The 20,211-nt window shown below is 51.5% G+C and carries 19 protein-coding genes; 16 read left to right on the forward strand and 3 right to left on the reverse strand.

All coding sequences use genetic code 11. The features are described from left to right. Positions 1-1,740 (forward strand): sensor domain-containing protein, encoded by a 1,740-nt coding sequence (locus K7H08_RS10690; protein WP_038478970.1) that lies wholly within the window; start codon positions 1-3, stop codon positions 1,738-1,740. Positions 1,741-1,856: 116 nt separating this feature from the next. After that, positions 1,857-2,603, forward strand: coding sequence for an alpha/beta fold hydrolase (locus K7H08_RS10695; protein WP_084183764.1), 747 nt, complete (start codon positions 1,857-1,859; stop codon positions 2,601-2,603). Between the two features lie 156 nt (positions 2,604-2,759). Here the strand turns inward: K7H08_RS10695 and K7H08_RS10700 are convergent, their stop codons facing one another. The 3 genes from K7H08_RS10700 to K7H08_RS10710 form a co-directional block, all read right to left on the reverse strand. Further along, complete coding sequence (locus tag K7H08_RS10700) at positions 2,760-3,917, reverse strand: linear amide C-N hydrolase (protein WP_231657904.1); 1,158 nt, start codon at positions 3,915-3,917, stop codon at positions 2,760-2,762. 184 nt (positions 3,918-4,101) lie between these two features. Next, complete coding sequence (locus K7H08_RS10705; RefSeq protein ID WP_038478965.1) at positions 4,102-5,475, reverse strand: heavy metal sensor histidine kinase; 1,374 nt, start codon at positions 5,473-5,475, stop codon at positions 4,102-4,104. Further along, the gene (locus K7H08_RS10710; RefSeq protein ID WP_198349316.1) at positions 5,475-6,146 is read right to left on the reverse strand and encodes a heavy metal response regulator transcription factor; all 672 of its coding nucleotides are present in this window, start codon (positions 6,144-6,146) and stop codon (positions 5,475-5,477) included. Before K7H08_RS10710 ends, K7H08_RS10705 begins: the two co-directional genes overlap by 1 nt. 135 nt (positions 6,147-6,281) lie before the next feature. Here K7H08_RS10710 and K7H08_RS10715 point away from each other — a divergent pair, with 135 nt between their 5' ends. The 14 genes from K7H08_RS10715 (at position 6,282) to K7H08_RS10780 (ending at position 20,192) form a co-directional block, all read left to right on the forward strand. Further along, positions 6,282-6,773, forward strand: coding sequence for a GlcG/HbpS family heme-binding protein (locus tag K7H08_RS10715; RefSeq protein WP_038478958.1), 492 nt, complete (start codon positions 6,282-6,284; stop codon positions 6,771-6,773). 47 nt (positions 6,774-6,820) lie between these two features. Further along, a complete protein-coding gene (uraH, locus tag K7H08_RS10720; RefSeq protein WP_038478956.1) occupies positions 6,821-7,231 on the forward strand; it encodes a hydroxyisourate hydrolase in 411 nt (136 codons plus the stop codon). 102 nt (positions 7,232-7,333) lie between these two features. Next, a complete protein-coding gene (locus tag K7H08_RS10725) occupies positions 7,334-7,510 on the forward strand; it encodes a hypothetical protein (protein WP_009723019.1) in 177 nt (58 codons plus the stop codon). A 323-nt stretch (positions 7,511-7,833) separates the two neighbouring features. Further along, complete coding sequence (locus tag K7H08_RS10730; protein ID WP_038478954.1) at positions 7,834-8,772, forward strand: sugar ABC transporter substrate-binding protein; 939 nt, start codon at positions 7,834-7,836, stop codon at positions 8,770-8,772. 157 nt (positions 8,773-8,929) lie between these two features. Then, positions 8,930-9,940 carry an ABC transporter permease gene (locus tag K7H08_RS10735; RefSeq protein WP_038478951.1) on the forward strand — a complete coding sequence of 337 codons (1,011 nt, stop codon included), beginning with the start codon at positions 8,930-8,932 and terminating at the stop codon, positions 9,938-9,940. A 16-nt stretch (positions 9,941-9,956) separates the two neighbouring features. Then, positions 9,957-10,916, forward strand: a complete 960-nt coding sequence (locus K7H08_RS10740; protein ID WP_038478948.1) for an ABC transporter permease — start codon at positions 9,957-9,959, stop codon at positions 10,914-10,916. Then, positions 10,913-12,454: a sugar ABC transporter ATP-binding protein gene (locus K7H08_RS10745; protein ID WP_038478945.1), complete on the forward strand. Its 1,542-nt coding sequence runs from the start codon at positions 10,913-10,915 to the stop codon at positions 12,452-12,454. Before K7H08_RS10740 ends, K7H08_RS10745 begins: the two co-directional genes overlap by 4 nt. Positions 12,455-12,526: 72 nt before the next feature. Next, positions 12,527-13,606 carry a maleylacetate reductase gene (locus tag K7H08_RS10750; RefSeq protein ID WP_231657905.1) on the forward strand — a complete coding sequence of 360 codons (1,080 nt, stop codon included), beginning with the start codon at positions 12,527-12,529 and terminating at the stop codon, positions 13,604-13,606. After that, complete coding sequence (locus tag K7H08_RS10755; RefSeq protein WP_198349320.1) at positions 13,603-14,985, forward strand: amidohydrolase family protein; 1,383 nt, start codon at positions 13,603-13,605, stop codon at positions 14,983-14,985. Before K7H08_RS10750 ends, K7H08_RS10755 begins: the two co-directional genes overlap by 4 nt. After that, positions 14,986-15,906 carry an NAD(P)-dependent oxidoreductase gene (locus K7H08_RS10760; protein ID WP_231657906.1) on the forward strand — a complete coding sequence of 307 codons (921 nt, stop codon included), beginning with the start codon at positions 14,986-14,988 and terminating at the stop codon, positions 15,904-15,906. It begins immediately after the preceding gene. A 1-nt stretch (position 15,907) separates the two neighbouring features. Continuing rightward, entirely contained in the window at positions 15,908-16,771 is an 864-nt protein-coding gene (locus tag K7H08_RS10765) for an intradiol ring-cleavage dioxygenase (RefSeq protein ID WP_038478936.1), read from the forward strand. 56 nt (positions 16,772-16,827) lie between these two features. After that, a complete protein-coding gene (locus K7H08_RS10770; protein ID WP_231657907.1) occupies positions 16,828-17,418 on the forward strand; it encodes a malonic semialdehyde reductase in 591 nt (196 codons plus the stop codon). Positions 17,419-17,583: 165 nt separating this feature from the next. Next, entirely contained in the window at positions 17,584-18,321 is a 738-nt protein-coding gene (locus K7H08_RS10775; protein WP_231657908.1) for a sulfite exporter TauE/SafE family protein, read from the forward strand. A gap of 89 nt (positions 18,322-18,410) precedes the next feature. Continuing rightward, entirely contained in the window at positions 18,411-20,192 is a 1,782-nt protein-coding gene (locus tag K7H08_RS10780; protein WP_038478927.1) for an ABC transporter substrate-binding protein, read from the forward strand. Positions 20,193-20,211 lie beyond the last annotated feature (19 nt).

Here is a 20,211-nt window from a genome sequence, read left to right on the forward strand (position 1 = left end):
ATGGTGACATCCAACTTATTTTCGCTTGATGATTTCCCAATAGGGTGCATGGTTACTGACTATAAGCGTCGGATTCTCTATAGTAATCGCTATCTTGAGCAGTATCACGGTTATTCAACGCGTGATTTATTAGGCGCCGATCTGTTCATTTTATTGAGCAAAGCGTCACAGATTATGTATGACACTTATATAGTGCCTATTTTAGTTCGGGAAAAGCAGTGCGACGAAATACGGCTTTCAATGGTGACTCGTTCTACAAGTACCCTGCCAATCGTGGTGAATGTGCTTTGCGATGATAGTGCCAATGAGCGTATTTTCTGGAGTGTCAGTAGTTCTAGCCGATCTGACCAATTATTTCAGGAGTTGACGGAGACTAAAAAGCTTCTTGAGCAGAAGGTCTCTTTGCTACGCACTTTATCAGATACCGATCAATTGACCGGTTTACCTAACCGCGCGGCTTTGACCAAGCACCTTGATCAGAAAATCATTGATTTACAGAAAAATGATATGGCGTTCGCGCTTGCGTTTGTTGATCTTGATGGCTTTAAAGAGGTGAATGATCTCTATGGTCACCATATGGGCGATAGAATTCTTCAATTAGTAGCCAAACGCTTGGCTACTAATTTAAGAAGCGACGATTTGATTGCTCGTTTTGGTGGCGATGAGTTTGTTATTTTTTTGAATGGACGCTTTAGTGCCGGTTTAGTTGAAGAGTCACTTTCTCGACTTATTAATAAACTTTCAGAACCCTTTGATATAGATTCGGTGTTGTTAAAGCTCTCTGCCAGTATAGGCGTTACCCTCTATCCGCAATCGAAAGAGGTAGAGCCTGACCAATTGATTCGTCAAGCCGATCAGGCGATGTATCAAGCAAAGCTGTCAGGAAAAAATCAGATTTGTTTATTTAATGTGGGTAATGAACAAGTCCAAAAAGGCAAACAATCAGAGTTAAATGCTATTAGAGCTGCGATGGGCGCTAATCAGTTTGAGCTTTATTTCCAGCCCAAAATTAATATGCTCACGGGGAGGGTGATTGGAGCTGAAGCGCTCATACGCTGGAACCACCCCAGCGACGGATTAAAAGAACCCGCCACTTTTTTGCCTGTGCTGAATAATACGTCGACTGGCGTGGAGCTGGGGAGATGGGTTATCACTAGCGCACTTTGCCAGCTTCAGGAGTGGCTTCAGCAAGGACTGGATTTACATGTCAGTGTCAATATCGATGGGTATCACTTACAGCATTCCCAGTTTCTCTGCGATTTAAGCCACATACTTGCTGACTTTCCTGGTTTGCCAAAACAGCGACTTGAGCTTGAGGTTTTGGAAACAAGCACTATTGAGGATGTTAGCCATGTTTACTCGGTGCTCAATGCTTGCCGAATGATGGGAATCCGTATCTCGTTAGATGACTTTGGTACCGGGTACTCCTCTTTAAGCCATCTTAGAGACCTATCAGTTGATACACTAAAAATTGATCGTAGTTTCGTTCAAAATATGCTGTCTAGCGCTGGAGATTTAGCGATTCTTAAAGGTGTTATTGGTTTTGCCGGCGCATTCGAATGTGATTTGGTCGCTGAAGGTGTTGAAACGCTTCAACATAGCCAACAGCTTATTGAGCTTGGCTGCGAATGTGGGCAAGGATATTTTATTGCCCGTCCAATGCCTGCTCATGCCTTCAAACCCTGGGTTGAAGAGTGGCATCAGCACGCTTTTAAGAAGCAATTCAAACGTCATCGATAGTTAATTTTTGGTATATAAAACCGTTAAGCTAAGGGAGCAAAGCAAACGTGTTAACAAATGAGCGAGTCATAGCTCGAAATAATGTAACCGTTGTTGGGTCAGGCAATAAAACCCTGATGCTCGCTCACGGTTTTGGCTGTGACCAACATATGTGGCAGTACCTTATCCCCCAGCTTGAAGAGCACTACACGCTGGTCTTGTTTGACTATGTAGGATCAGGTCAATCAACAATTTCTGCCTTCAGCGAGTCACGCTATAATACGCTGGAAGGTTATGCTCGTGATGTTACCGATATTTGTGATGCTCTCAATTTGAGCGAGGTGCATTTTGTTGGGCATTCTGTTAGTTGCAACATTGGCCTCTTAGCGGCCATTGCCAGCCCCGAGCGATTCGCTAGTCATATTATGATTTGTCCCTCGCCTTGCTTTCTCAATATGCCACCCAACTATTACGGTGGCTTTGAGCGTAGTGATCTGGAAGAACTTATTGGCTTAATGGATCGAAATTATATCGGATGGGCTAATTATCTGGCACCACTGATTATGGGGTCTGGGACGTCTCATGCGTTAATTGGAGAGCTCTCCAGCAGTTTCTGTTCAACCGACCCGTTAGTGGCGAAAACCTTTGCGCGAGCTACCTTCTTTTCGGATTACAGACATTTACTACCTCAAGCGAAACACGCGGCGCTATTGCTTCAAAGCGAAGTAGACTCCCTTGCTAGCCCGGAAGTAGGGCGTTATATCCATGCGCAAATGCCTCATAGCACACTGCGTGTTATGGCAAGCGAGGGGCACTGTATCCACATGACGCATCCAGAGCTTGTCGCTCGGGAAATTAACGCCTGGTTAGAGGGTAGGCGTTAACGTGTGAGTAGACCGTGTCGTAGGTTAGTTAGAGCTTGTAGGGCAAGAGGTGCTAGCTCTTGCCCTGGACGGTTCGCATAACGGCTTAGTATGTTTTATTACCTAGTGTGTTGTTTATAAAAGTATTTTATCGAATCAAGTTCTTCAGAGAATTGCTTATTGGCGTAAGGATGCGGTGGCATCTTGTGGGCCATGGACAACATCTTTAAGTTCGACGTGCCGTATTTCATCAATATCAGTTAGCTCATCTAAATCGAAATGAATATAGTTAAGGCTGTCGTAAGAGCGTATGTGGAAGTGCCGCTGCTGGAGGTCAATCAATGACGTCCAGGAGGTGTACTCAGACGTGTAGACGCGATTATTGTTAACGCCTGGGGCCGCAATGTTTTCAATAGAATCATGGAAACGGTTGTCGATAGTAATGCCGCGCGGACGGTCAAAATTATTCATGACGTGCGCCAGCGTGGTGATTGCATTATCAGCATCTTCCGCTTTTTCGGCAAACTGAGAATAGTAAACGGCGCGTACAAAGCGGCCAACCGATGTGTTTGAGGCGGGGAGCCCAGCAGTGGCGATGCCTGAATCAGGTTGGGCGAGTGTTACCCCATTAAGCTCCAATTTTGATTGATCAATGTTGCTTAAAAATGTGTAGTTGTTCAGGTTAGTCATATGCCAGGAAAATTCTGGCCCATTCGTCATAACACCTAGCGGGTTATCAATAATATTTTGTTCGCCGTTAGCAAACTCGATCACAATTGAATTACCCGTAGCGTCATGCAGGGTGTAATGGAACGGTGTTTTTAGTAACCCATGGGGTAGTAATGAAGTGACTAATACAGGTTGTTCTTCTAATGCCTGTTTGACTTCGTCGACTGTATCAAACTGAGAAAGCGTCCAGGCGCCTAAGTCGATAGCGGCTAGCACTGCTTGTGTGTTGTCGACCATATCTACGGGACCTTCGGTACTCGCGAATGCCAGCACGCTGAATGTTAGGCCTTTGTCATTAAGCCCTTCCGCTACTTTTACGTCTCCTGAGACTGGGTCAGGTACGCTAATCGCTACAAATGCGTTTTGACCAGTAAAGTCTAGTGCATGATGTTTGTCAGCTTGCGAACCAAAGGTAGTGCCTTCAGGAAAGTAAGATACCTTGTAAGGTAACTCCATGGGCAATTCCATGGTGCGGCCCGCATAATAGTGATCATTTGCGTCGCTATAGAGAAGGGAAGTGCAAGCGGATACGGTGGGTGCTATGGCGATACTGGCAACGGCGATACATAGCGGCGCTAAACGAGGTTTAGAAAGGCGTAGCATCATATATTTCCTCACAAAATCATTAAGAATTAACATACGTTACAGTAAACTATAGCGTAATTTATTAAAAATTAACTTAAGAAAACGTTAGTTTTTGTGAGGCTGATAGTTGTTATTTGTTTTTTAGATAATGCTAGGTGATAACAAAAAATAAGTTAGTGTGTTAAGTAAGAGAGTCGTAACCGTATCAGTGCGTGTCGTTAATGCTGAGTAAGAGCGTAAAGGTAGTGCCTTTTTCGGCATCGCTTTCGACCCGCACGTCACCTTTATGCCACTGAGCAATTGAGCGAACAATGGCTAGGCCTAAGCCGCCTGAGCCTGCCACTCCGCTTCGCGCTGGATCGCAGCGATAGAACCGTTCAAACACTCTTGGCAGATCGTCTGGTGAGATGACAGGCCCATGATTATGAATGTGTAACTCAATTTGGTTTTCAACGTTTTTGGTATAAATGCGGATAGGTGTTCCTGAACGTCCATGGCGTAGGGCATTAGCGATTAGATTGGCTAATGCCGTGCGCAATAGATCGCAGTTGGCAAGTACGCTACCACTAGTGTGATTTATCAATGTGCGGTTGTCGTCTTCCGCCATGCCCTCGAAGTAATCACATAGCTGGGTGACTAGCTCCCTGATATCGACGCGCTCCTTGGGAATATCACTTGATGGGCTTTCAGTACGGGCTAGGAATAGCAGGCTGTCGATCATTCTTGATAGGCGCTCATACTCTTCGATATTCGATTCAAGTACCTGGCGATATTCCAAATTACTTCTTTCCCGGCGCAACGTATGTTGTGTTTGCCCTAATAAATTGGTTAAGGGGGTGCGCAACTCATGAGCCATGTCGGCTGAGTGGCGAGAGAGTTGGGAGAATCCTTCCTCTAATCGACCCAGCATACGGTTCAGGCCTTGGCTAAGACGGTTGATCTCTTCCGTTTCCCCAGCCACGTTCAAGCGTCGATCCAATTGGCGAATGTCAATGCGGTTGGTCTGCTCAGCCAGGCGGCGCAGCGGTTGAAGCCCCTGTCGGCTGACGCCCCAGCCAAGCAAAAAAGCCAGTAATGCTCCAGTCACTAATGCCACCCATAGTTTGAGCCGATAGGCAGCGAGCATCTGATTTCGCTCATTTAGCAGCTTGCCTGCGACCAGAGTTAATGGCTGGCCATCTTGCTCAAGAGTGTGCCACGCCAGTCTCGCCTGGATCGATTCAGGCATATCACTAAAGCGAACGGATGGCGTCATTGGCAGTTCTGGCACGGGCACATTGCTGGGATTAACCTCAATGAGAACTTTTCCTTCACTATCAAGTACCCACAGCAGGCTGTCGCGATTGCCTAGCATGTTGGCATAGAGCTGAGGGCGCTGGTGAAGCATCGCGATGCTTTCGCTATCGTCAAGCAGCGCCTCCATACGTTCCAGGCGTCCATGCAGCATTTGGTCATCACGCCATGCTATTTCACGGGTTAACGAATGGTAGAGATAGGTGCCGATACTTCCCAGCAGTAGTGTGCTGACAAGGGCAAAAAGTAACGATAGGCGCGTTGCTAGAGAGTTTAATGCTGGCATTAGGAACGATCCTCAAGCACATAGCCCATGCCACGCTCGGTGTGGATTAGTTTAGTGGGAAAGGGGTCGTCGACTTTAGCGCGAAGTCGCCGTACAGCTACTTCAACGACGTTGGTGTCGCTGTCAAAGTTCATCTGCCAAACCCGAGAAGCAATATAGGTACGTGATAGCACTTCGCCTTCCCGGTCGAGAAACAGCTCTAAAAGCGCAAATTCTTTGTTGGTGAGTGCAAGTCGTTCGCCTTGGCGGGTGACTCGGCGGCGCAAAACATCCATTGCTAAATCGGCTACGCGAAAATGCTCTCTCTCGCGAGGCGGGCTGCGGCGTAACAGCGTACGTACTCGGGCTAATAGTTCGACAAACGAGAAGGGCTTTACTAAGTAATCGTCTGCGCCCAGTTCCAGCCCCTTGACGCGATACTCTACGGCATCGCGCGCGGTCAGAAAAAGCACCGGTACTTGGCTTCGCTGGCGGACCATTTGTAGTAACTGCCAGCCGTCAAGGCCGGGCAGCATGACATCAAGAATGATCAAGTCGAATTCGTACTCTTCAATGTAGTGCTGTGCATCATATCCATCGCGAACTACCTCAACAGCATAGCCCGATTCACCAAGCCCTCTGCTCAGGTAATCAGCGGTTTTTTGCTCGTCTTCTACTATCAGGATACGCATACAGTCACCCCGCGAAATCGACACAGAGTAGCCGGATCGGACGCTTTTTCACATTACAAATCTGTAATGCTGCCGTCAGGTGTTTGACGAGGTCGAGCTGTCAGGATGATGCCATCACTTGATAAGGAGACTTTCATGACATCACGACGTGCTCGCCTGCCTCTGCTTGGCGCTGTCTTGTTGGCCGGTAGCGTACTTGCCGATACCGGGCCGCTCCAGCAGCAGACACTGTCGCTAGATCTGGCTAATCGCTTAGTGAATGCCACCTTGGAAGCGTGTCATGCCGATGGCCGCACTGCGGTGGTCGCTGCAGTAGATCGTGGTGGCAATCTGGTTGCTTTGCAACGCGATGACAACATCGGCCCCCACAACACGTTGGCCGCCCAACGCAAAGCATTTACATCATTGTCGACGGGCAGTACTAGTCGCGCGTTATCTGAACATGCTCGCCAAGACCCTGAGTCGGCAAACCTAAACACGTTGGATGAATTGCTGCTGTTGGGGGGAGGTGTGCCGCTCCGAATCGAAGGTGAACTGATTGGTGCCCTTGGTGTTGCTGGGGCGGGTGGTTCTGCTATTGACGAAGGCTGTGCCCTAACGGCTATCGACAGCGTGATACCCCAGTAAATCCCACAAACACCGCTTTACTCCTATCACACTAAAAGGATGTTGTTATGAAACTATTGTCTGCTTTTTTTGCTGGTATTGCTCTTAGCAGTGTTGCTGCCACAGCACTGGCGGCTGATAACCCGCTGAGTGTTCATGTCCTCAATATTCAGAACGGCCAGCCATCTCCTGGCGTTGATGTGGAACTTGAGCGTCATACCGATACGGGCTGGGAATTGATGGCAACGGCAACTACCGACGATGCAGGCCGTGTATCAGCCCTTTACCCCACTGATGAAGCGTTCTTGCCAGGCACTTACCGTGTCACGTTTGAAACCGGTGAATGGTTTGAAGCGCATGACACCGCTACGTTTTTCCCCAATGTGCCAGTACCTTTCGTAGTGGAAGAGGCCGATCAGCACTACCACATACCGCTACTGCTTAGCCCCTACGGCTACTCAACGTACCGTGGGAATTAAGGTCACTGAGCAATCATTGATGAGTTGTTCTAGTTATTAACCGCTCTATTTATTAATAACTCAATTTATTAGTTAACCAATTAAAACGAGTGAGAATGAATAATGAAAGTAATTAATATCGTCGCTGCCATCGCTCTTGCACTGGTTTCTGGTGTTGCATTAGCGGAGCGCGGTTCGGGTGAAGATAATCAAATCGCTTACCCAGAATCAACGTCCCAGCAGCACAGCGGTGCTATTGGGCACAATGCCTTGGCTGATCTGCCTGACCGAAATCGTTAAGCCGCTATGGCGTGGTTTTATTAAACGTTTAGAGTAGGTGTATGCCCAGCGGCCTCTGTGATAGAGGCCGTTGTCGTTCTGTTCAGTAATCTTTCTCCTTTCCTTCCTTTCCTTCCTTTTCTTCCTTTTCTTTCTGCTAAGACCTTGCTGATGAATGACCTGCATATCGTCGTGTTCAAGTAACAAAACAAAATAACCAGTTTGGTCATTTCTATACTTCGGTCACGTTGTGCTGGAACAAAGCTCAGCAGTAAGCTCCAAACCCAGGCTTGCATAGCCTGCAGGCTAAAAAACAATTACTAAAAAACGTCAGGAGTAACGCAATGTTCAAGAAAACCGCTATTGCCGTGTCGGTCATTATGATGTCGATCACGACGGCTCAAGCCGAAACTACCTACCGCATTGGCATTACCCAAAACAACGTCGGTGTCGATAGTTACCAAACAACCTATGAAAGCGCCTTTGAAGCCGCTGCAGAGCGCGCTGGCAACGTAGATATTGTCGTGCTGGATGCCGGTGGCGATGTCGCACGTCAGATTGGCCAGATGCAGGATCTTATTCAGCAGCGTGTTGATGCCATCATTATTTGGCCAACCAACGGCCAAGCGGTCATTCCTGCGATTCGCCAAGCGCATAACGCCGGCATTCCGGTGGTGGTTACTAACTCTAAAATTGCTGAAGCGGGTCTTGAGTTCATCGCTGCCTTTTCTGGGCCGGACAATGTTCAGCAGGGTATTTCATCTGCCGAGATGATGTGTGATGCCTTGGGCGGTGAAGGTCAAATCGTGCAGATTTCTGGTCAGCCGGGCTATACCACCGCGATGGAGCGTGCCGGTGGTTTTGAGGAGCGTCTTGCAGAAGCTTGTCCAGGCGTTGAGCTAATGGAAACTCAGCCGGGTAACTGGAACCGTGAGCGAGCCCAGCGGGTGATGGAAGACTTCCTGACCAAATATGACCGTATTGATGGTGTTTATTCCGGCGATGACAACATGGGCGTCGGCGCTTTAAATGCTGCCAATGGCGCTGGACGTGCTGATGAGATTATTTTCATTGGTGCTACTAACTTCGCTGTCGGCTACGACGCTATTGAGCGGGGTGAATACTACGGTTCCATCTATCAGTCACCTGTTGATGATGCGGAGGCTGCCCTAAAAACGGCTCTGGATGTATTGGCTGGCGAAGATATCCCGAAAATGAATTTCTTCGAAACGCCAAAAATCACTGCTGAAAACCTTGAAGAGTTCGACCGCCCGGTTTTCTAAAGGTAGAGCGAACGGTTTGGTGCCGCAGGTGTTGCCCACTAACACTGACACGGCGTGACCCTAAAGGCAGGTTTTCTGCGTCGGAGGCATGGTTAGCGTGAGAACAAACGTCGTGCTAATCGGTGTCTTCCGGGGTGATTTTATATAGGTGAATAGCATGGCTTCCGCAGAGCAATCAAAACCTAGGTTGCTGACGGGAAAGCTCAGCAAGGCTGGTATGCTGAGTTTTCTATCGGCACAAGGAATACTCATTTTTTTCCTGCTCAGTATGTTTGTTTTTTCGTTCTTTTCTGAGCAGTTCCTCTCTCAGTCCAACATCATGACCGTGGTACGTCAGGCGTCAATCATTGGCATCATCGCCGTCGGTGTCACCGTGGTGATTATCGGTGGCAACTTGGATCTTTCCGTTGGCTCGATGCTGTCATTTTCCACTGTTCTGGTGGTTGACCTACACGACAAGATTGGCCCCACCAACGCTATTTTGTTGATGTTCGTGCTGACCTTGATGATCGGTGCTGTGAACGGGTTTTTGATTGGTTTTCTGCGTCTCAATTCACTGATTGTGACCCTGGCGATGTTGTCGGCTATTCAAGGCTTCGTGCTGATTTACAGCGGCGGTCAGAACGTTGATATCGCCGATCAGCAAGGCACCTGGTTTGCCTTCTTTGGACGCGGCTATGTCGGTGGTATTGCGGTTCCCATTCTGATGTTTGGGCTACTGGCCATCGTAATGCAGGTAGTGATGTCCTACACCGGGTACGGTCGGCGCATCTTTGCGGTCGGTGGCAACCCGATGGCGGCGGTTTATTCCGGTATTCGTAAAAACTGGTGTGTGTTCAGCACCTATCTAATTTCAGCTTTTTGTGTGGCCTGTGCCGCCCTGGTACTTGGCTCACGGGTAATGGGCTCGCAAAACAACGTAGGCCAGGGCTACGAGCTGCTGGTACTGGCCGGCATCATTCTTGGCGGAACCAGTTTGCTCGGCGGTGCGGGCAGTATTTGGAAAACCGTGATTGGCGTGTTGATCCTGGGCTTTATCCAGAATGGCCTGCTGCTGATGGGCTACCCCTATTACATCCAGTGGATTGTGACCTGGGTGATTATCATCCTAGCCGTATGGCTGGATCTCGCTAACAAGCGTAAGCGCTTGTTCACGACCCACTCATAGCACGGAGGAAAACAGTATGTCGTTTATTAAAGGATTCTTCCGTGGCAGGACGAGTATCCAGCCTATCTGGGTGTTTGTTATCGCGCTCTTTATTTTCTTCAGCTTTATGTCGGAGTACTTCCTGTCGTTTGGCAACATCACCAATATTCTGGTGCAGACCTCAACGATTGGCCTAGTTGCGCTAGGCATGACCTTCGTGATGATCAACGGCAACATCGATCTGTCGGTGGGAGCAATATTGGGGCTTGCTGCATCGTTAGCGGTGGGTTTGCAGGAAGTGAGCATGACACTGGCGATTCTAGCGGCCTTGGGTTCAGGAATTCTGCTGGGCGCCCTGAATGGTTTTGTGGTGTGGAAAACCGGTGTCAACGCTTTCATCGTCACGCTAGGTGCCATGCTTGGTGTGCGTGGCCTGATCTTTCTGTACACCGATGAGCAGTCCTTCTTTGCCATGAACTTTGCGTTTGCAGACTTTGGTACCAGCACGATTGGGCCGTTTCCTGTCTTGGCGATTATTTTCCTAGCCTGCGCGTTAATTATGCACTTGGTGCTGACCCGTACCGGCCATGGCCGCAATACTTTTGCCGTTGGCGGCAACCCAGAAGCCTCCATCGATGCGGGCATCCGCCTGGGACGCCACATGATGATCAATTTTATTATTGTGGGCTTCTTTGCTGCCTTGGCAGGTGTATTGCTGGCCAGCCAGATGGGCGCAGCAACGCCAAACCTGGGGCGTGACTATGAGCTTTGGGTGATTACCGCGGTTGTGCTGGGCGGCACCAAGCTGACCGGTGGCTACGGCAGCATAGTAGGAACCCTGGGCGGCGTACTGGCGATTGGTATTCTGCGTAATGGCATGAACCTGATGCAGGTGCCTGCCTTCTACGTGCTGGTGATCCTCGGTGCGATCCTTATTTCAGTACTGATCATTGATAAGAAACTTAATGCGCCCTCGGCCAAGGAGGTGCGGATATGAATGCTCCCAACCAATCACGCCAGCCGATCGATGCTGCGCCAATACTTGAGCTTAAAGGCATCACCAAGCGCTTTCCTGGTGTTGTGGCACTCAACAATGTTGATTTCGATGTCCGTCCCGGCGAGGTACACGCCTTGCTTGGGGAGAATGGCGCGGGTAAATCAACCTTGATGAAGGTGCTGGCCGGTAAGCATCAAGCCAATGAAGGCAAGATTACTCTTGGTGGTGAGGAGATGGCCTTTGAAAACCCTAAGCATGCTAAGCGTGCAGGGGTCGTTCTGATCCATCAGGAGCAGTCGCTGGTACCGGAAATGACGGTGGCCGAAAACATCTTTCTGGGCAGCCTGCCAAGAAAGCCGTTCAACCGTGTTGACTGGCGTAAGCTGCGCGAGGATACCAATAAGATTCTTGAGACGCTCAAGTGCGGTTTTCAGCACGATGACTTGGTTGGGTCGCTATCGATTGCTAAAAAACAGATGGTGGAGATTGGTCGAGCGCTGGCGTTTACCCCACGCGTCGTGGTGTTTGATGAGCCGACGGCGTCGCTCACCGACCATGAAAAACCAGTGCTTTACGACGTGATCAACTCGCTATGTGAGCAGGGCGTGGGGATCGTCTATATCTCTCACCGCATGGATGAGATTTTCCATCTTTCCCACCGCATTTCAGTACTACGCGATGGCGAATACACCGGCACGGTCAATACCGCAGATACCAACGAAGACGAAATCACCCGCATGATGATCGGTCGCAGTTTGGAGCTTGATCATGCCAGTAAGCCCAGTGATTTTGGCAACAACCTGCTGGAAGTGCGTAACCTCTCAGTGAAGCGGGTGTTTGAGAACGTCAGCTTTAACGTGCGCAAGGGCGAGATTGTTGGCATGTATGGTCTCGTTGGAGCAGGGCGCTCTGAAGTGGCAGAAACCATCTTTGGTTTGCGAACACCTTCCGCTGGGGAAGTGATACTGGATGGTGAGGTTGTCAACTTTCGCAGCGCCCATGATGCAGTCGCCAGTGGCGTTGCGTTAGTCCCGGAAGACCGCAAAGACCAAGGGCTGATTCTGGGCATGAACTGCCGAGACAACATGACCCTGGCAAGCCTGTCTAGCGTGTCGTCAATGGGCTTTATGACCAGTTCTAAAGAGCGCGAAGTTTACGACAAATATCACCAAGCAATGAAAATCAAAACCCCCAGTTGGCGCCAGAAGGTAGGCAATTTAAGTGGCGGTAACCAGCAGAAGATTGTTATCGGCAAATGGCTGCATACCCATCCGAAGCTATTGATTCTTGATGAGCCCACCCGAGGCATTGATGTAGGTTCCAAGTCGGAAATTCACACCCTGGTGAAAGACTTGGCTAAATCCGGCTATGCGGTGCTGGTGATCTCTTCCGAGATGCCGGAAGTGCTGGGGTTGAGTAACCGCATTATCGCTATGTACGACGGCCGTGTGACCGCTGAATTTGATGGCGATAACGTCAGTGAGGACGAACTGGTTCAGGCGATTACCGGCATGGGCAGGCAGGCACAGGCGAGCTAGCTCGCTGTGTTGCGACTGATGTGCACTGCAAAGAGCACATACAGACCACTTCAAACGTATAAGGAATGTTCCATGCAACCCTTTGTTTATAATGGCTTACCATCCCGCGTGGTGTTTGGCCGAGGAACCCTGTCACGTCTAAGTGAAGAGCTTGCTCATCTCGGCTGTTCACGTGCCTTGGTTCTGGCCACGCCCCAGCAGCACCAGCAGGCCCAGGATGTCTTGCAGCAGTTGGGTGATAAAGGCGTCGGTGTCTATGCCCAGGCTGCCATGCACACCCCGGTAGATATCACGGATGATGCCATGCGGGTCGTCAAGGAACTGGACGTGGATTGCACCATCGCCATTGGCGGTGGCTCTACCATTGGCTTGGGCAAGGCGATAGCGCTGCGCACAGGGTTAGCCCAGATTGCTATTCCCACCACCTATGCCGGGTCGGAAATGACGCCGATCCTGGGTGAAACCCGTGACGGTGAGAAAACCACCCAGCGTACCCTAGACGTGCTGCCGGAAACGGTGATTTACGACGTTGACCTGACCCTGACGCTGCCAGCTGGTATGTCGGGCACCAGTGGTATTAACGCCATCGCCCATGCGGTGGAAGCGCTTTATGCCCGCGATGGCAACCCAGTGATTGCACTGATGGCCGAAGAAGGCATTGCTGCTCTGGCGCGAAGCCTGCCGGTTATCGCCAATGATCTGTCCAACGTCGACGCACGTGCCGATGCACTTTACGGCGCTTGGCTGTGTGGCGCCTGTTTGGGCTCGGTAGGCATGTCGCTACACCACAAGCTGTGCCATACCCTGGGCGGCTCTTTCAATCTTCCCCATGCAGAAACGCACACCATCGTGTTGCCTTATGCGGTGGCCTACAACGCCCCGGCCGCGCCGCAGGCCATGGCGCGTATCTGCCGTGCGTTGGGCTGCGACGATGCCGCCACTGGTCTGTATGACCTGGGACGTGCCGTCGGGGCGCCAAGCGCGCTCTCTGAACTCGGGTTTAGCGTGGAAGACGTTGAACGTGCCACTGAGATTGCTACCCGTAACCCGTACTGGAATCCACGCGACGTGGAAGCGAATGGCATTCGTCGTTTGTTGACCGATGCCCAATCCGGGCGTCGGCCACAGGCAGATAACGGGGGTGAGCAATGAAAACCCTGTTGATCAACGCCAGCATTGTCACCATGGACCCGCAGTTAGGCGAACTCAGCGACGGCCAGGTGCTGATTGAGGGCGAGCGCATTGCTGCCGTGGGTCATGATCTGACGGCTGACCCCAGAACCCAGGACGCCGAGGTCATTGACTGTGGCGGCGGTATCCTGATTCCCGGCCTGGTGAATGCCCATATGCACACCTGGCAGACCGGCCTGCGCGGCGTAGCTGCCAACTGGACGCTGCTGGAATATTTTCGTCACGTGCACCGCGGGCTGGCGGCCCTGTTCACGCCGGACGATATCTACATTGCGACCCGCATGGGCGCCATCAACCAGCTTAATTGCGGCACCACCACTCTGGGTGACTGGTGCCATAACAATCCGACCCCTGAGCATACCGATGCCGCTGTGCGCGGGTTGAAGGAATCCGGTATTCGGGCCCTGTTCATGCACGGCTCGCCAAAGCCGGACCCCAAGCCCGGTCAACCGCACTTTAGTGAAATTCCCCACCCGCGCCATGAAATAGAGCGTCTGCTTGGCGGGGAGCTGTCTAATCCTGATGGCCTGGTCACTTTGGGGATGGCGATTCTGGGGCCGCATTACTCCACCCTGGATGTCACTCTGCAGGACTTTTCCCTGGCCAAAGAGTTTGGCTTGGTGGCATCCATGCATCAGGGCGGTGGCGAAGCCGTGTCGCCCGGCGCCTGGGACGAAGTGGAAGCTCGTGGTCTGCTGGGGTCGGATATCAACATTGTGCATGGCCAGAGCCTGGATGATGGCCAGATGGCTAGGTTCTGCGCCAGCGGCGTGACCTTTTCAGTAGCACCGGAAAACGAGATGACCCAGGGGCATGGCTTTCCGGTGACTGGACTGGTGCGCCAGCACGGCGGCGTAGTCTCATTGGGGGTAGATCTTGAGTCCGTGCTTTCCGGCGATATGTTCAGCGTAGCCCGAGCCGCTCTAGGGATGCAGCGCGCCCTGGATAACGATGCCTCTCGCCGAGAGCTGGGCAAGATCCCCGATACTTCGACCATTACCACTCGGGAAGCGCTGGGCTGGATCACCCTGGATGGAGCAAAAGCCCTGGGGCTTGATGACCGCATTGGCAGCCTGACCCCAGGCAAACAGGCTGACTTGGTGCTGTTGGATAGCAACCAGCTCAATATGCAGCCAGTTAACGATCCCGTTTCTACGGTCGTTATGCAAACAAGCCTTGCCAACGTCGACAGTGTCATGGTGGCCGGGCAGTTCAAAAAACGTGGCGGTCGTCTGTTGATGAATATCCAACCGGGTATTGCCGAGCTTGCCGCTTCAGGCCATCGCATTCACGCCGAGCTGCTGGAGCGTGAAGCTCAATCCACACAGGAGGCACATTAAATGTCCCATTCATCCTCCAAGGTCGCCTGGGTTGGCCTGGGCAAGCTGGGCTTGCCGATGGCCGCCCGGATTATTCAGGCAGGGACGGCCGTTCAAGGCTTTGATCTTTCAGCGCAGCGTCTGGCGCTCGCCGAAGACATAGGGATTACCCCGCATGAATCGCTTGCCAGCGCCGTGGCGGAGTGTGGCCTGGTGTTTGTCTCCATTCCCGATGACCGGGCACTGATCAGCCTGTGCCTTGATTCGGGTGAGCTTATTCGTCACATGACGCCCGGCAGCATTCTGATTGAAACCAGCACGGTGAGTGTTGAAGCCTCGGCGCGAGTAGCCGAAGCCGCAGAGGCCCAGGGCATTGCCTATTTGCGCAGCCCGGTATCCGGCAACCCGGTGGCGGCAGAGGCCGGCACGCTGTCGGCGATGGTGTCTGGCCCACGCGATGCATTGGAAACGGCGAAACCGGTGTTTGACGCCTTTACCAAGGCGCAGTATTGGCTAGGCGATGAAGAGCAGGCTCGGGTCGCCAAGCTGGCCATCAACCTGATGATTGCGGTGAGTGCCGGCATGCTGAGCGAAGCCTTGACGCTGGCGCGTAAAGGCAACATTGAATGGGACGCCATGTTGGAGCTGATTTCTGACAGCGCAGTGGGCTCCCCTATGGTGAAGTACAAGGTGCCGCCGCTTTCACAGCGCGATTTCACCTCGACGTTTTCCGCCGCCCAGATGGCCAAGGATCTTGACCTGATCCTGAACTGTGCCCATGGCTCCGGGGTGTCGACGCCGCTGGCCGCGCAAATGCGTGAAGCCTATACCGCGCTGATCGCCACCGGGCATGGCGATGATGACTATATCGCTACCGTACATCACACCGAACGCCTTTCCGGGCTGGGTGAGCCAACGCCTGCACAGCAGGGAGGGCAGTAAGATGCGTAACCTGACCACCGACAATATTACCCAGGCAGTGATTAATGAATTTTCAAGCTGTGAGGACGAACGGCTCAAAACCTTGCTCAATGGCTTGGTAAAACATCTGCATGCGTATTTGCGCGAGGTGAAGCCCACCGAGAAAGAGTGGACCCAGGCAATTGAGTTTCTCACCCGTGCAGGACAAATGTGCGATGACGAACGCCAGGAATTCATTCTGCTGTCTGACACCCTCGGCGTGACGATGCTGGTGGATGCCATTAACCACGCATCAAGCGACCCCAAAATTACCGAAAGCACCGTGCTGGGGCCTTTCTACGTGGCAGATCCTCCCCAGGCGAGCCAAGGCGACGCCATTAACTGGGGCGTTGAAGGGGAGCCCTTATTTGTCGAGGGCTATGTCCACGATGACCAGGGCAAGCCGCTGGCGAATGTCACCATTGATGTCTGGCAGTCGGACAGTGAAGGCTTTTATGACGTCCAGAAGCCTGAGCTTGAAAGCGCCTCGTTACGCGCGCGCTTTCACACCGACGACCAGGGGCGTTATGCCTTCTGGACGGTCACGCCATCGCCTTACCCGATTCCGACCGATGGGCCGGTGGGTAAGATGCTCGAAATCACGGGTCGTCACCCCTATCGCCCTGCCCATGTGCATTTCATGTTGATGGCGCCGGGGTACGAAACCTTGGTCACGCAAATCTTCGCTGAGAATGATCCCTACCTCGATTCGGATGCGGTCTTTGGCGTGAAAGATTCACTGGTCAAAGAGTTTGCGCAGCAGCCAGCGGGTCAGGGGCCCGATGGTCGGCAGATGGAAACCCCTTACCGCTACTTTCATTACAACTTCGGCTTAAAGACGGCTTGAGCTTACCCTGAACGCCCGGCTCGAACTGAGCTGGTTAAACCGAAAGAGGAAATGACATGACAATGATTGATCAAAAAGCTATCGCAACACTGTTTACTGAAGCACGTACTCACAACGTTTGGCAGGACCGTGAGGTAAGTGAAGACACCCTGCGTGAACTGTATAACTTGATGCACTTTGGCCCCACATCCATGAACTGTCAGCCGTCGCGGATTATTTTCCTGACCACTGACGAAGCCAAGGAGCGCTTGAAGCCAGCGCTGCTGCCGGGCAACCAGGAGAAGACCATGAAAGCCCCAGTGGTGGCTGTGATTGGTTTTGATACCGAGTTTTATGAGCATTTGCCGCGCATGTTTGCCCACAACAAAGATGCTAAATCACTGTTCGAAGGCAAATCGGACTTCATTCACTCCACCGCCTTCCGCAACAGCTCGATTCAGGGTGGCTATCTGATCATGGCTGCTCGCGCACTCGGCCTGGATGCTGGCCCGATGTCCGGCTTCAACAACGCGGCCGTGGATGAAGAGTTCTTCCCGGACGGCAAAGTGAAGAGCAACTTCCTATGTAACTTAGGCTATGGCGATGCCAGCGCATTGTTCCCCCGTGGTGATCGCTTCTCCTTCGATGAAGTGTGCCAGGTGCTATAACAAGTACGATAACAGGTACGATAACAGGTACTTTAAGCCCGACAGATAAAGCATCTGGGCAGTTTGTAGGGGTAAATTACCCGAGCAAAAGGGGCTGTGCATGTCATGGCCCCTTTTTTCATCTGCGAATAGCCGTTTGCTGCTCGAAGACTGATGAGGTGTGTCATGGGTGTTGATTGGGTTTTTGTTATTTTGATGGTGGTCGCCGTGCTGCTGACAGGTATTTCCAAGTCAGGCTTTGCCGGCGGTGTGGGGGTGGTTGCCGTGCCGTTAATCTCGCTAAAAGCGAGCCCAGCATTTGCGGTGGCAGTGATGCTACCGCTGCTAATAGTGATGGATATCTTTAGCCTAAAAGCGTGGTGGCGACAGCGGGTTGATCGTTTATTGTGGCTGATGTTTCCACCTGCGATATTAGGTGTTGGAGTAGGTTATTTAACCTATGGCTGGTTTGATGAAGCGCTCCTGAAACTCGTGCTGGGGATTTTCTCAGTGCTGTTTGGTCTATGGGGGCTATTCAAGCCGCTACGTGGCAAGTTGATGCCTAGCTGGGTTGGACGACTGTGTGGTGGGATAGCAGGGTTTACCAGCTTTATTGCCCATGCGGGCGGCCCGCCGCTGAATTTTTACTTGTTGCAATGCCAACTGACGAAACAGCAATTTCTAGGCACAGCCGTTGTCTTTCTGGCGATTACCAATCTGGTAAAACTGGTTCCCTATACTCTGCTTGGCTTGGTAAATATCGATAACCTGACGATAGCGCTATTACTGATGCCAGTGGCTTGGTTGGGGGTCAGGTTAGGGTTGATGATTCAGAAACGTATTGATGGTGAAGTGTTTTTCCGTGTCATTCTTTGTCTACTGATCTTACTGGGCATCCGGTTAATCATGAATGGTATCAACTGACGTTTGAATGCTTTAAACAACGGCTGATCGTTAAAAGCACTTATCACTACTTTGTTAGTCTTATGGCTTTACCATGCTTGGGGGTTGTCATGAGAGACGGTCTTGCTGAGATAAATGAGGCTAATCCAGAGGGGCCTTACGATAAGCTGTCGCAAATGCCCTCCTCGAAAATTTCTAATACAGAGTTCGCTCGCTTTATCGACTTCATTGAAAAATTTGAAGATGAAACTGAAGGCACGCTCTCCATGGCGCTCGGCTATCGCGAAATGCGTATGTTGTTGCACGTCATGCGCAACCATCTTGCAGGTCGATTAACCACCCCAACGTCGCTGGCCGATGCGTCTGGGTTGACTTATGGGACGGCAAAGCGCGGTATTAACAGCATTATGCAGCGAGGTCTTCTTATCTCACGCCCACGAACCAAGTCGGGTAAAACAGTTTCGCTGCATCCTTCTTCTCAAATGATTCAGGAGTGGGAAAGCTACGCTGAGCGAATTAAAGGGCTCCTCGGCCCATTGTTCGGAATCGACCCCTCATCGGAAACGGCCAGTAAGATCTTCTTAGGGGCGTCGTCTTCAGAGCGGGTGATATCAACACCAGCAGTCCTGTCTGCACGGCTTGAACTGAAGGGCGGGTTACGCGTGTTAGCCCACGCTGACCCCACGTTTATGGCCATGCACAATCTTAAGCGTCAGTTAGAGTCAATCTTTGGCCTAGAAATTCGCAACAAAGCACGGTCAATCGATAATCTGCTAGATGAGATCCTCGATAATGCCCGTTTGGCGAAGTCGCGCTATGACGTCGTGGCCTGTGACCTGCCCTGGTTTGGTGAATTAGCGGCAAGAGGGATTCTCATGCCTCTCGATACGCTAATTAAACGCGATAATTACGATCTTTCTGATTTCCACCCCATGGCGATTCAGAGCTCAGGGTATACGGGTAGCCAGTACGGTATCCCTGTTCAAACCACACCGGAATTACTTTGTTATCGTCAGGATGTTTTCGAGGCAGCGCAGTTAACGCCGCCCACCACCACAGAAGCACTGGTTAAAGTCGCTAGGCAGTTACATGACCCAGCCAAAGGGCGTTATGGCATTGCCTGGAATGCGGCAAGAGGCACGCCCCTTGGTCATACGTTTAGTTTTTTAATGGCAAAGTTCGGTCAGCCGCTGCTTAACCTCCCCAACGGCAAGGGCGGTTATGACTTTCAGCAAGCCGCGGGCGAGCAATTGCGCCCAATGTTTCAGTCAGATGCCGCTTATAGGGCCTGTGAATATATGCTGGATATTTTGAAATATTCACCGCCGAACATTCTTAGTATGTCCTGGTACGAACGTGCTCAGTCGTACGCATCGGGCGAGGCCTGTATGGCCTACTGTTATACGTTACTCGCCCCGTTGTTTGAGTTAGATCGACACTCTCCTGCATATGGCAATACTGGCTATCTGCCCCATCCGGTTGGAAATCATGGTCGCGCCATTACGCCGATTGGTGGTTATGCCCTCGCTATTCCCTCGAACTTAGCACCAGAGCGTGTTGAGGCGGTATGGACAGCGCTAAGACACCTGACATCAGCCAATATGTCCAAGCTTTACATCATGAACGGTAGCTTGGTAACGCCTCGTTTCAGTGTTAGTCAGGACCCTGAAGTGTCGGCATTATCGCCGCTGATTAAGATTGTCGATGATATGGCAAAGAAGGATATTTTACAGGCATGGCCACGCCCGCCCGTGCCTGGGGTAACGGAGGTCATCAGCATTGCGGGAAACGAGATATTTGAAGTACTGGATGGACGGCGCTCTATCAAGAAAGCACTCTCTATTGCTCAAGAGCGTGCCGATAAGGTGATGCGCGAAAAGGGGCATTATTGAGGCCGACCACGGACACTCA

This window comes from Halomonas sp. IOP_6 (genome assembly GCF_021151565.1).
Lineage (GTDB): Bacteria > Pseudomonadota > Gammaproteobacteria > Pseudomonadales > Halomonadaceae > Vreelandella > Vreelandella alkaliphila.